This is a genomic window from Roseibium sp. (assembly GCF_048260565.1).
Taxonomy (GTDB): Bacteria; Pseudomonadota; Alphaproteobacteria; order Rhizobiales; family Stappiaceae; genus Roseibium.
On record NZ_JBLXGP010000008.1, the window covers coordinates 153,488 to 166,413 of the forward strand.

Consider the following 12,926-nt stretch of genomic DNA (forward strand, 5'->3'; position numbering starts at 1 on the left):
CCTCACACCGGTCGGGAAAGAAAGACGAGCCTCCTGGCATGAAGTTTCTGGTGAAGTTTTTTGGCTATCTGTTCGGCATCGGTGCGGCCCTCGGCCTGCTGGTGGCTGCCGGCGTGTGGATGTATCTGGAAACTCTGAGCGCGGACTTGCCGGACTACACGGCGCTGAAGAACTACGAACCGCCGGTGATGACGCGTGTGCACGCTTCCGACGGCCAGCTGATGGCCGAATATGCGCATCAGCGCCGGTTGTTCCTGCCGATTCAGGCCGTACCGGACCTCGTCAAGGACGCCTTTATTTCGGCGGAAGACAAGAATTTCTATCACCACATCGGTGTGGATCCGGAGGGGATCGCGCGAGCGGTGGTGTTCTACCTGAAAAATATCGGCACGGGGCGCCGGCCTCAGGGGGCGTCGACCATTACCCAGCAGGTTGCGAAGAACTTCCTGCTGACGAACGAGTTCTCCGTTGACCGCAAGATCAAGGAAGCCATCCTGTCACTGCGGATCGAGCAGGCCTATACCAAGGACCAGATCCTGGAGCTTTATCTCAACGAGATTTACTTCGGCCTCGGAGCCTATGGTGTGGCGGCGGCATCGCTGGTCTATTTCGACAAGTCCGTGCATGAACTTTCGATTGCGGAAATGGCCTATCTGGCGGCGCTGCCGAAGGGGCCGAACAATTACCACCCCTTCCGCCACAAGGCCGCCGCGATCGAGCGCCGGAACTGGGTGATCGACCGGATGGTCGACAACGGCTACATCACCTCCGAGCAGGCGGAAGAGGCCAAGGCCGAACCCCTCAAGGTCACGCCGCGAGAAACCGGAACGCGTCTGTTCGCAGCCGAATATTTCACCGAAGAAGTGCGCCGTGAAGTGGCGGATATCTTCGGCGAGAAGCGTCTTTACGAAGGCGGATTGTCCATTCGCTCGTCCCTCGACCCGAAACTTCAGGCGATGGCGCGCAAGGCGCTCATGAACGGACTGATCAAGTTCGACCACGAGCGTGGCAGCTGGAGCGGCCCGGTCGACAAGATTTCGATCAATGGCGACTGGGGAAGCGAACTCTCCAAGATCAACGGCCTGGACGACATTCCCGAATGGTCTCTCGCCGTGGTGCTGAAAACCGGAGACAGCCAGGCGGAAGTCGGTATCCAGCCGAACAAGCTGCCGAGCGGACAGCTTTCTGACGAACGCACGACCGGTCCGCTGTTCCTGGAGACCATGAAATGGGCCCGCGTGCGCGGCCAGGCACCGAAAGCAGTGTCGGATGTGCTGTCGCCGGGCGATGTGGTCTATGTGGAACAAAGCCCGGTGGCACCCGGATCCTACGAGCTGCGCCAGGTTCCCAAAGTGTCCGGCGCGCTCGTCGCGATGGATCCCTATACCGGACGTGTTCTGGCTCTGGTCGGTGGCTTCAGCTTCGCCCAGAGCGAGTTCAACCGCGCGACACAGGCTTACCGCCAGCCCGGATCGGCGTTCAAGCCGTTCATCTATGCGGCAGCGCTCGACAATGGTTACACCCCGTCATCGGTGGTGATGGATGCGCCGCTTGAAATCAGCCAGGGTCCGGGCCTCGGTACCTGGCGGCCGCAGAACTACGGCGGCAAGTTTTACGGTCCGTCGACCCTGCGCACGGGGATCGAACTGTCCCGGAACGTCATGACGGTACGTCTTGCGCAGGACATGGGTATGCCGCTCGTCGCGGAATACTCGAAGCGGTTCGGTATCTACGACAACATGCTGCCGGTTCTTTCCATGGCGCTTGGCGCCGGGGAGACCACGGTCATGCGCATGGCGACCGCCTATGCCACGATCGCGAATGGCGGCAGGAAGGTTCGTCCCACGCTCATCGACCGGATCCAGGATCGTTACGGCCGGACCATTTTCAAGCATGACAGCCGCATCTGCGACGGGTGCAGCCAGGAAGTCTGGGAAGGCCAGGGCGAGCCGGAACTGATCGACAATCGCGAGCAGGTTCTCGATCCGATGACTGCCTACCAGATAACCTCCATGATGGAGGGCGTCGTCCAGCGGGGCACGGCGACCGGTGTGCGGGCCGTCGGACGTCCCGTTGCCGGCAAGACCGGTACCACGAACGACGAGAAGGACGCCTGGTTCATGGGCTTCACGCCGGATCTGGTCGTCGGTGTGTTCGTCGGCTACGATTCGCCCAAGCCTATGGGGCGGGGAGCAACCGGCGGCCATGTGGCGGCCCCGATCTTCACCGACTTCATGAAGCAGGCGCTGGCCGACAAGCCGCCGGTGGAATTCCGGGTACCGAAGGGCTTGCAGCTCATTCCGATCAACCGACGGACCGGTCTGCGTGCCCAGGCGGGCACACCGGGCACGATCCTGGAGGCTTTCAAGCCGGGCATGGCGCCGCCTGACAGCTATTCGGTCATCGGGTTCCAGGATGAGATGGGCGTGCCGCGAGACGTGTCCCCCGAAGCGGGGCAGGCGGTCCTGTCGGGCACCGGCGGGTTGTATTAGACGGCCACTATTCCCACCTGATTTTCGAGGTGTTTACACTGGACGAGGCCAGGGCTAATGTCCCGGCCCAATTCATTGCCTGTGTTCCGTTTCGGAATCAGGTTTCTCATAAGCAACAAGAGGTATTCGATGCGCGCCGAGACGGAAGCCGTCGTTGATGACATCAAGCAGGCCATAAGCCTGCTGAGGAGGCATCTTTGACTGGGATCAGGCCCTGGTCCGACTGGATGAACTGAATGCGGCTTCGGAAGATCCGGAGCTCTGGAACGATCCTTCTCGCGCCCAGAAAATGATGCGCGAGCGTCAGCAGCTCGACGACGGCATTACCGGCGTCAGGGAGCTCGAACAGGATCTTGCCGACAACGTCGAACTGATCGAACTCGGCGAGATGGAGGATGACAGCAGTGTCATCTCCGAGGCCGAAGATGCGCTCAAAGGGCTCAAGGACAAGGTCAACAAGCTGCAGCTGCAGTCGCTCCTGTCCGGCGAAGCTGATGCCAATGACGCCTATCTGGAGATTAACTCCGGTGCCGGCGGCACGGAGAGCCAGGACTGGGCATCCATGATGCTGCGCATGTACCGCCGATGGGCGGAACGGCGCGGCTACAAGGTCGAAGTGCTGGAATATCACGACGGCGAAGAGGCCGGTATCAAGTCGGCGACCCTGCTGATCAAGGGCGAAAACGCCTATGGCTGGCTCAAAACCGAATCGGGCGTGCATCGCCTGGTGCGGATTTCGCCCTATGACAGCCAGGCGCGCCGTCACACCAGCTTCTCAAGTGCCTGGGTCTATCCGGTCATCGACGATTCGATTGAAATCGAAGTCAACGAAAGCGATTGCCGTATCGATACCTACCGGGCGTCGGGCGCGGGCGGACAGCACGTCAACACGACCGATTCCGCGGTGCGTATTACGCACCAGCCGACCGGCATCGTGGTGCAGTGCCAGAGCGAGCGATCACAGCACAAGAACCGCGCGACTGCCTGGTCGATGCTGAAAGCCCGCCTTTACGAGGCGGAATTGAAGAAGCGCGAGGAGGCCGCCAATGCCGAGCAGGCCAACAAGACAGATATCGGTTGGGGGCATCAGATCCGTTCCTATGTTCTGCAGCCCTATCAGCTGGTGAAGGATCTAAGGACCGGCGTCGAAAGCACGTCGCCACAGGATGTGCTCGACGGGGCACTCGATCCCTTTATGGAAGCGGCCCTTGCCCAGCGTGTCTTTGGCGGAGACGAGGTCGAAGTCGAGGACGTGGAGTAAGGCCTTCGTCCGGACAAATGAGAAAAGGCGCCACAAATTGCGGCGCCTTTTTTGTTTACCGGTAGGGAGGGTTATCGCCCGATGTTCTAATGCTTCAGCAGGGCGGCAAGACGGTCGCCGGCGGTGACAAAAGGAGCCGGGTCGATGGCCTCGTCGCTCTGGCGCACTTCATAATGCAGGTGCGGACCGGTGGAACGGCCGGTCGACCCGACATTGCCGATGAGGTCACCTGCAACGATGTGGTCGCCTTCGGAAACCCGAACCTTGCTCAGGTGGCCGTAACGGGTCACGAAACCGTTGGCATGGCGGATCTCGACCATTCTGCCGTAACCGCCGCTCCAGCCTGCATGTTCGACGGTGCCGGAGGCCGCAGCGAAAACCCGCGCACCATACGGTGCCTTGAAATCCATACCGGTGTGCATGGCGAGGCGCTTCAAAAACGGATCCGTCCTCGGGCCGAATTGACTGGAAATGGATGCGCTGCGGGTCGGGCGGTGGAGCGGAAGAAGACGGGCCCGGTTCTTGACGTTGTGCAGGGCCTTCAGAACACGTTCGGTGCGGGTGACACGGTCAAGAAAAGTGCCGCCCGTAATCGGGACGAAAGGGCCGCCGACAGCGTTATGGGATTGGCCGCTTTTCCTCTTGATAAGAGTGACGCCCAAGGGCTTTGTCGCTGCAACAATCTTGTCGATCTGCTTTTCGGTCGCGACAGCAAGTGCATCCAGTACGGCGTCACTTTCCCGGTCCATGACGGCGAGGTTATTTCCGACGGCTTCGAGTGCCGCCTGTTCCTCCGGGTCGATGCCGGGCTTCAGGTTCAGCTTTCCGGTTTCGGTGTCCGGTTCGCCTCTCAGTCCGAGGGTCTTGACCGGATCCTTGACCGGCTGCGGCTCGCCGCCCATTGCGGAGGTGTCGTCATCGATATTCGCAAGCGTGCCTTCTGTCCGCACAGGTTTCTCGGCTGGTACAGGGTTCTGTGTCGCAATCCGGATGCCGCTTTCTTCCGCGCGCGCCATCAGCTCGGTCACGACCTCATGGCGTTTGCTCAACAGCTGCTGCCGGCGGAGAAGGGTGGTTACCTGTTGTTCCACGCTTTCGCGCTCCACCATCTGGCGACTGCTCAGCCGTTCGATCTCTGATTTCAGACGGTCAATGCGGTCCTGGTAGAGCGTTTCCATCTGCCGGCGTTCGGCTTGTGCTGACGCGGCCATGTCGTCCCGCATGAACCAGTATGCCGTTGCGCCGAAATAGCCGAGGGACAGAACAGTACAAACGGCGGCTACGGCCATCAGTATCGCCGGCCGGACAAACAGCGTCGTCGACTTCGTCCCACGCGTAAATGTGATGTGGGGGGTGGAGGCGGTGCCAAATCCTTGGCTGCGGAATTCCCGGTGCTTTTGCATGGCCGCTGATATCACTCGTTACAGCTCGCTTGATCAGTGACCACGATTAGAAATTGGTAAGGTTAATAAATCGTCTTTCGGATGTGGTATTCATCCGATAATCCGAGCAAGAGGCTTGTAAAAACCGGGAGTTAGTCCGGCTTCCGAGCGGGCGCGATCATTGAAGGGCGGCTTCAACGCGCCCTTGAAATGGCGACGGACGTAAGCATGAAAGGCCGGTTCCGGGCGGATGCCGATTCTGTCGCACAAGAATCGAAACCACTTGGCGCCGAAGGCGACATGGTTTTTTTCGTCCCGGTAGATCACGGTCAGCGCCCTGGCAGTCTCCTCGTCGCCCAGTGATTCGGCTTTTTCGATCATCGGCGGTGTAATATCGAGGCCGCGGGCCTCCAGAACCAGCGGTATGATCGCAAGCCGGGCCGCGAGGTCATGACCGGTTTCCTGGGCGGCCTGCCACAGACCGTCATGAGCGGGTAGATCACCGTAGCGCGCGCCCAGTTTTGCTAGCCGATCCTCAAGCATGGAGAAATGCTTTGCTTCTTCCAGGCCGACCCTGACCCAGTCGTCATAATAGGACCGGGGCAGGCGGGTGTTCGCGAATCGTCCGATCAGGTCCCATGTGAGGTCAACGGCATTCAATTCTATGTGTGCAAGCGAGTGGATCAGCGCCAGACGGCCGGCATCGCCGCCAAGCGCCCGCTTGGGCATGTCACGGGGGGCCAGCAAAACAGGCTTGTTGGGCCGGCCGGGCCGGTCGGGCATTGCGCCGTCCTGGAATGGACTGCCGAGCGACAATTCCCGCCGGAACCAGGCCCGGGCCGTCGCATGCGCAAGGCGGACCTTCTCGGAGGTGTCTCCGGTACTGACAATGGCGCGGGCACCGGCAACCAGAGAACGGGCATGGCCGGAGCAATTTTCGGATTGCATGGATTTCGGCTCGTCGACGGTTCTTTAGATGCTTCGGCCCGCTTTCAGAGAGCCTTTACGGCGTCCAGTACGGCTTCTGCATGTCCGGCTACCTTCACTTTTCGCCAGATCTGGGCGAGTTTGCCCTCGGCGTCCACGAGAAAAGTAGACCGTTCCACGCCCATGTATTTTTTGCCGTACATGGATTTCTCCACCCAGACGCCATAGGCTTCGCAGGCGGTCTTTTCGGGGTCGGCGGCAAGGCTGACCGTCAGGTTGTGCTTGGCCTTGAACTTGTCGTGCTTGGCAACCGTGTCGGGCGAAATGCCTATGATCCTGGCCCCGAGTTTGGCGAATTCCTGATCGAGTGCGGAAAAAGCAATGGCTTCCTTGGTGCACCCGGGTGTGTCGTCCTTGGGGTAAAAATAAATCACTACAGGCGATCCGCGCAGCGCGGACAGGGTTATCTTCGCTCCCCCATCACCGTCCAGTTCAAAATCAGGTGCCGATTCGCCGATCGTCAGTTCACTCATCATGCCTTCCTTATGTCACACTTGGCTGTTTAAGCCATTTTGCGGCTATGCGCGCATGTTTCGTTGGAATTCGCATTTTCCAGCGTTTGGTAGGTATCATAGAAAGGCTATCGTTCGGATCAACGATGAAGCCCGCATTCAATGACAGGTTGCTTGAAGACAAGTAACATCTGACGGCCGTGGAAACGGTCCGCCCCCTGAGATTTCGGAATATATGGAAAAAAAGCCCAAGCCCCGCAAAGTACCGAAACGTCGTTCAAACTTCCTCCGACGGATCGGGCTCCTGCTTGGCGGGATGGCACTCATTGGTATGGGGTGGCTTGCCTACCTTCTGAGCAGCGGGCCGGTTCACGTTCCCCTGCTTGCGGGTTTCATGTCCGACAGGGCCAGTAATGGTCCGGCACGGCTGACCATCGCAGATACCCTGATTGATGTTTCCGGTGGAGACGGTATCCGGGTGATCGTGCGGGAAGCGTTGCTGACAGTGGCCGGCGAGGTTCCGGTCGAGGTTTCGCTGCCTTTGGTGGAAGCGCCTGTCGAATTCGGCGCTCTCGTGAGTGGAAAGATCCAGTTTTCATCGCTGACAATCGACCGGCCGCTGGTCACGATCGGGGTCCGGGAAGGCGGTGAGCCAAATCTGCCCAAGATGAATCTGTTGATGGAGGCGGTCAACAGGGTCAGTGATGTCGTGGAGGATGCCTTCTCCCGCCGCAAGCTTGAGCACGTGTCGGTACAGAATGGCAGCGTTCTCGTACAGGGAGCCATAGCGCGCAATTTTTCAGGCATCGATGCGGAGATTACCTGGGATCAGGAGCGAACCATCCGTGCCAGGGCGAACGTGGCGGGACGGGTCGAGCCCTGGAAGATCGAATTTCTGCGCAAGGCGCCGCTGGACGGAAAAGATCGCTCGATTGCCATGGTCGTCGACGGCATTTCCCTTGCCGACCTGGTCAACCCGGTCAAGGTGCCCAGAGCGGGAATGGATCTCGGAATCCCCTTGCAAATGAAGTTCGAAACAGGCCTGTCCGGGGACGGCGTGTTCCGTTATGCCAATTTCGTCGGCCGGGTCGCGGAAGGCGTGATTCACATAGGGCCGACGCCGATCCATTTCGACGACGCGGCATTATCGTTGATCTGGCAGGGCGATGATCCGAAAATCAAGGTGACCCGCTCGCATGCGATCAATGGCGAGACCCAGATTTTCTTCACCGGGGAAATCGTGCCGCCGGTCGAGCCATCCGGCGACTGGACGATCGAGCTCTCGACAGATCTGGCCCGGTTCGGTTCGTCCGATGTGCCTTTACCGCCGTTCAGCGTCAACGACATGAGCCTGTCGGCGCGCTTCCAGCCCGCAAGCAAGACAGTGTTTCTGGACAAAATCCAGATCGCGGCAGGCAAGGCCAGAGCTTATATGGTCGGTTCGGTGGAAATCCGGAACGACGGCCCATATATGGCGCTGGCCATCGACGGGGAACACGTTCCCGTCGGCCTTGCCAAGCATCTCTGGCCGATCACGGTCGTACCGCCTGCGCGCCAATGGGTAATCGAACACATCAAATCGGGCATGATCGACGAGGCTCGCGCGGATATTTCGCTTCGTCCGGCGGCTTTCGATCCGAACGATCCGGAGCCGGGTTGGTCCGGCGATGACATCAAGGTCAGCCTGAAATTCAGCAATGCGAGAATTTCGCCTGTCGGGGAGGTGCCGGACGCTTACAACCTTTCAGGCACCATGAACGTGGAAAATGAGGTGATGACCGTCCATGCGGGAGGCGGCCTTATTTACACGGGCAGCGGTGCTCAGGTTGGCGTCCCGGATATGACCTTCCAGATCCAGCGTATGCGGGAAAAGACCAACAAGTTGGGCGTTCTGGATCTGGAACTGGAGGGCGGCGTTCGCGAGATCGGCCGGATCTTAAACAGCAAACCTTTCCGTGTTCTGGCGAAAACCGGACTGACACCCGGTGCGATTGCGGGCGACGGAAAATCCTGGGTCCATGCGGAATTCCCGGTGCGCAAGGACATTGACCTGGCCGCGGTCCAATGGAACGCGAAAGCGGAGTCTACGAACTTCAGCCTGAACAAGCCTGTCCGTGGACACACGATAAAGGATGCGGAGATCAAGCTGAGTGCGGATCGGCGGCAGGTCGCTATTACCGGTAAGGGTGTCCTGGATGGTTTGCCGGCGGATATCGACCTTTTGTTCCCACTGGGCGATTCCGGTGTGGAGGGCCGTCAGGGGGTGGTGCTCAATGTGACCGCCAAACAGCTCAAGAAGAACGGTGTTGATCTGACGTCCTTGCTCGATGGGCCCATGACACTGGTGGTCGACGATGCCAATGGCGGCCAGACGTTCAATGTCGACTTGACGAAGACGGTCGTCCGACTGGATGCGCTCGGCTGGACAAAGGCCGCCGGGGTTCCCGCCACGGCGGAATTCCTGGTCAAGACCGGCGATCAGGGCTACCACGTGCAGGATTTTGCCCTTCACTCGGATGGTGTCGATGTCAATGGATCCATAACGCTGTCCAAGGCCGGCGACCTGGAGACGGCCTCCTTTGCGACATTCCAGTTGAGGGCGGGCGACGAGGCCTCTGTCAGTGTTCAAAGGACAAAGAATGGCCGGTACAAGGTCGCGATGATCGGCAATTCCTTTGATGCGAGGGGGCTGATCCGTGAGATCCGAAAGCCATCGACGGGAACCGATGGCAAGGGGAGCAAAAGCCCGATCAAGGGTCTTTCTGTGACGGCCAGCCTGAGCCGGGTGACGGGCTTCAATGGCGTTCGCCTGAACGATTTTGTCGGGCTGATTGAGGCTGACACGAATGGGATTGCCAAGGCCGATGTGAGTGGCTCACTGGACGGTCGATCGCCGTTCAAGTTTTCCCTTCAACCGGCAGGAGCCGGCAAGGTGGCGGATGGCGATTTCGGCGACGCGGGCGCCACGCTCAAATTCCTCGACCTCTATGAACGAATGCGCGGCGGCCAGGGGAAGTTGCGCGTCAACATGTACGATACCAAAACCTGGGACGGCAGTTTCAGGGTTCGGGAACTTTCCATCACCCAGGATCCGGCGCTGAAGCGCCTGAGTTCCGATCCCAGCGTGTTTCGATCGCAGCTGAGGAACGATGGAGGCTTCAGGTTGCCGGCTTCCGCCCGGAATGGCGAATCGTCATTCCAGACCCTCGATATCCTGTTTACCCGCGCCGGCGACATTCTGACGATCCACAAGGGCGGGCTGAAAGGAACGGTTTTCGGGGGGACCGTGTCGGGAACCGTCAATCTGGCATCCCAGGCCCTCGACCTGACCGGGACGTTTGTTCCGATATTTGCGCTCAACAATATCTTTTCCAAGATCCCGATTCTCGGGTTTGCCTTGGGCGGGGGATCGGGGGAAGGCCTTATCGGCGTGACCTATCGGATCACCGGCGAACTTTCCGATCCTAAGCTGTCGGTCAATCCGATTTCGGCGATCGCGCCCGGTATTTTCCGCAAGATGTTCCAGTAATGAAAACGGCCGGACATTGTCCGGCCCTCTCTTGTTTCCGCGCCCGTTTTTCCGTCAGCTCATACGGGCTGTAGAAGGACGTGTTTCTTCTTGCCGAGCGATAGCTTGATCACGCCATCCGCGGTCACATCGGTCAAACCGAGTTGGCGCTTGTCGTTCTGTTCGGCCTTGTCGTTGATCCTCACTGCGCCGCCCTTGATATTGCGTCGGACGTCGCCGTTGGAGGCGCACAGTCCGGCGGTCACAAAGGCATTGAGAATGCCCAACCCCGCTTCGAGATCGGCCTTCGGGATTTCGACGGTCGGCAGACCCTGGGCCATTTCGCCTTCCTCGAAAGCCTTGCGGGCGGTCTCCGCGGCGGCCTCCGCCTTTTCCCGTCCGTGAATGAGGGCGGTCGCTTCCGTCGCCAGGATCTTCTTCGCCTCGTTGATCTCCGATCCCTGAAGGGCCGCGAGCCGCGCGATTTCGTCCATCGGAAGCACTGTGAAGAGCTTCAGGAACCGTTCCACATCGGCATCTTCGGTGTTTCGCCAATACTGCCAGTAGTCATAGGAGGAAAGCTGCTCGTCATTGAGCCAGACGGCGCCGGCGGCGGTCTTGCCCATCTTGGCGCCGGACGCCGTGGTCAGCAGCGGCGAGGTGAGGGCGAAGACCTCCACACTTTCCAGGCGGCGGGTGATGTCGACACCGGAGAGGATATTGCCCCACTGATCGGAGCCGCCCATCTGCAGGCGGCAGCCGGTGCGCCGGTGGATCTCCAGATAGTCGTAACCCTGCAGGAGCATGTAATTGAATTCCAGGAAGGACAGATGCTGCTCGCGCTCAAGGCGCAGGCGTACGCTGTCGCGCTGGATCATCTGGTTGACCGAGAAATGCCGGCCGATGTCGCGTAGAAACTCGACGTAGTTGAGCTTCAAGAGCCAGTCGGCGTTGTCCATCATCAGGGCATCGGTCGGACCTTCGCCGAACGTGAGAAGCTTCTCGAACACCTTGCGGATGCCGGCCTTGTTCGCCTCGATGTCGTCTTCGGTCAAAAGCTTGCGGCTTTCGTCCTTGCCGGAAGGGTCGCCCACGCGGGTGGTGCCGGAGCCCATGAGGGCAATCGGCCGGTGACCGGTCTGCTGGAACCAGTAAAGCATCATGATCGGCACGAGTGAGCCGGCATGGAGGCTCGGAGCCGTACAGTCGAAGCCGATATAGGCGGTGACCGTCTCCTTTGCGCAGAGTTCGTCCAGACCTTTCGGATCGGAAATCTGATGGATGAACCCGCGTTCCGACAGGGTCTTTAGAAACTCCGACTTGAATTCGCTCATTTTCCGGTTCCGTGTCGTGCTTGCTTGAGGCTTCTTGCGCCGTCCGTTCTTTTCCCGGGCCCCCTATATCGGAAGTGGCGTTGAATTTCACGAAAGAAGAAAAAAATTTTGGTCTCCTGTTTTCTGCGCCGCGAAATTCGGCCACAAAAGAAGTATGCATGACCAAAACGCGTCCACATCCGGAGAAATCGGATCACTACGGAACATCTGTTGAAACGGCTCGTTGTCTATTGTCCTGGATATGATTTGCGACCGGTGAGCCAGAGCTTTGCGCTCATAAAGTCGGAATTTCAAAACTATCTGAAAATAAGACAAGTCGAAGGGACGATTTCGCCTGTCGACGTCGGATCGCATAACGAACGTGGCGATGCGACGTGGGCCGGTCGGATGGACTGGCCGGAAGGAACGGTTGAAGCGCGGTTTGTCCAACTGGGCTGGCGGGACGTGATCAGGCCCGATTTCGAAAGGGGCTGGTTTCGTCTGATGATCGACGCGCTCTGGTCCTTCTATCAGTATGCGCGTGCCGGCGGATATGGCGCGGTGCTCAAAAGCAATTGGGCGCACAGCATCTTCTGTTTTTATCCTGCGGTCGGCTTTGCCCTCTTTTGCGCAGCCTGTCTTGTTCCGCCAGTCCTTTTGGCTCCCGTTATCCTTGAGGGTGCCGGCGCGCTCCTTCCGGCGAGGACAGCGGGGTTGCTTTCCTGGGGCATCCTGCTTGCGGGAAGCGGGCTGTGGGCTGCCGGTGTTTATCGCTTCACCCGCCTGATCGAACCCTGGACCTATTTCTGGTATCTCGTGAACAGCTGGTATTTCATGGCTAGGCTTGCGCGAAATGCGCATCCGGACATGCAGGCACGTATCGAGGAATTTGCCGACACGATCGTTGCACTCAGCGAACAGGCTGATGAAGAAGAAGAGCTGGTCGTCGTTTCGCACAGCTGCGGGACATTCGTCGCCATCTATATACTTGCCGCGGTCTTGCGCCGGAATCCGGATATCGGAAAACGCGCCGGCGGATTCGCATTTGTCACACTTGGACCGGCATTCGAATGCCTTGGCGGTTTCGGGGCAGAGCGCGGGTTCGGCAAGGCGATGGCCGCAGTCGCCAAGGCCGGGGTCGACTGGACAGATATTTACGGACCTCAGGATATCGTTTGCGGCGGACGAACGTCTCCTGTGGCGAGATATGCACCGAAGCCGGACAAGGTCTCTGTGGCAAGGGAGCCCAGACGGTTCAGTGTCTGTATTCCGGACCGGATGCCTGCGAAGAAACTGCGGTATTTGCGCTTTCGTTTCTTCCGGCTGCACTTTTGCTACTTCCTTGCCTCACTCCGGCCCGACCTTTTCGACTTCTACAGCCTCATGCTTGGTCCCGAGCCGGCCGTAAGACAGCTTCAGGTATGGGCCGATCACAAGGGATAGACCTGGCTGGCCATAAGGCCAGCAGCCGACCAGGTCGGACCAAAACAAAAAGGCCGGGCTGAAGCCCGGCCTTTCCGTTTCCATCCGT

8 protein-coding genes are annotated in these 12,926 nt (G+C 59.3%); 4 read left to right on the forward strand and 4 right to left on the reverse strand.

From position 1 onward, the window contains the following. The first annotated feature begins 38 nt into the window (after nucleotides 1–38). Both ACN0SO_RS17510 and prfB read left to right on the forward strand, forming a co-directional pair. The gene (locus tag ACN0SO_RS17510; RefSeq protein WP_417680011.1) at nucleotides 39–2,492 is read left to right on the forward strand and encodes a penicillin-binding protein 1A; all 2,454 of its coding nucleotides are present in this window, start codon (nucleotides 39–41) and stop codon (nucleotides 2,490–2,492) included. A gap of 129 nt (nucleotides 2,493–2,621) precedes the next feature. Continuing rightward, a protein-coding gene (gene prfB / locus ACN0SO_RS17515) for a peptide chain release factor 2 (RefSeq protein WP_417680012.1) occupies nucleotides 2,622–3,753 on the forward strand; the annotation gives its coding sequence in 2 pieces (ribosomal slippage) (nucleotides 2,622–2,690 and nucleotides 2,692–3,753; 1,131 coding nt in all). A gap of 86 nt (nucleotides 3,754–3,839) precedes the next feature. Here the strand turns inward: prfB and ACN0SO_RS17520 are convergent. The 3 genes from ACN0SO_RS17520 to bcp all read right to left on the reverse strand — a co-directional run bounded on the left by ACN0SO_RS17520 (nucleotide 3,840) and on the right by bcp (nucleotide 6,595). Then, entirely contained in the window at nucleotides 3,840–5,042 is a 1,203-nt protein-coding gene (locus ACN0SO_RS17520; protein WP_417680013.1) for a M23 family metallopeptidase, read from the reverse strand. Between the two features lie 204 nt (nucleotides 5,043–5,246). Continuing rightward, complete coding sequence (locus ACN0SO_RS17525; RefSeq protein ID WP_417680014.1) at nucleotides 5,247–6,083, reverse strand: ferritin-like domain-containing protein; 837 nt, start codon at nucleotides 6,081–6,083, stop codon at nucleotides 5,247–5,249. A 44-nt stretch (nucleotides 6,084–6,127) separates the two neighbouring features. Further along, a complete protein-coding gene (gene bcp, locus ACN0SO_RS17530) occupies nucleotides 6,128–6,595 on the reverse strand; it encodes a thioredoxin-dependent thiol peroxidase (protein ID WP_417680015.1) in 468 nt (155 codons plus the stop codon). 310 nt (nucleotides 6,596–6,905) lie between these two features. Here bcp and ACN0SO_RS17535 point away from each other — a divergent pair, with 310 nt between their 5' ends. Then, entirely contained in the window at nucleotides 6,906–10,103 is a 3,198-nt protein-coding gene (locus tag ACN0SO_RS17535) for an AsmA-like C-terminal domain-containing protein (protein WP_417680016.1), read from the forward strand. Nucleotides 10,104–10,162: 59 nt separating this feature from the next. Here ACN0SO_RS17535 and tyrS read toward each other — a convergent pair whose 3' ends face one another. Then, nucleotides 10,163–11,416, reverse strand: a complete 1,254-nt coding sequence (gene tyrS, locus ACN0SO_RS17540) for a tyrosine--tRNA ligase (protein ID WP_417680017.1) — start codon at nucleotides 11,414–11,416, stop codon at nucleotides 10,163–10,165. 210 nt (nucleotides 11,417–11,626) lie between these two features. Between tyrS and ACN0SO_RS17545 the strand changes: the two genes are divergently transcribed. Next, complete coding sequence (locus ACN0SO_RS17545) at nucleotides 11,627–12,838, forward strand: hypothetical protein (protein WP_417680018.1); 1,212 nt, start codon at nucleotides 11,627–11,629, stop codon at nucleotides 12,836–12,838. Nucleotides 12,839–12,926 lie beyond the last annotated feature (88 nt).

Bases quoted from the DNA above. Each gene is read 5' to 3' on its own strand.
- ACN0SO_RS17510 (WP_417680011.1), top strand. From the start codon at position 39: ATGAAGTTTCTGGTGAAGTTTTTTGGCTATCTGTTCGGCATCGGTGCG.
- ACN0SO_RS17520 (WP_417680013.1), bottom strand. From the start codon at position 5,042: ATGGCCGTAGCCGCCGTTTGTACTGTTCTGTCCCTCGGCTATTTCGGC.
- ACN0SO_RS17525 (WP_417680014.1), bottom strand. From the start codon at position 6,083: ATGCAATCCGAAAATTGCTCCGGCCATGCCCGTTCTCTGGTTGCCGGT.
- bcp (WP_417680015.1), bottom strand. From the start codon at position 6,595: ATGAGTGAACTGACGATCGGCGAATCGGCACCTGATTTTGAACTGGAC.
- ACN0SO_RS17535 (WP_417680016.1), top strand. From the start codon at position 6,906: ATGGGGTGGCTTGCCTACCTTCTGAGCAGCGGGCCGGTTCACGTTCCC.
- tyrS (WP_417680017.1), bottom strand. From the start codon at position 11,416: ATGAGCGAATTCAAGTCGGAGTTTCTAAAGACCCTGTCGGAACGCGGG.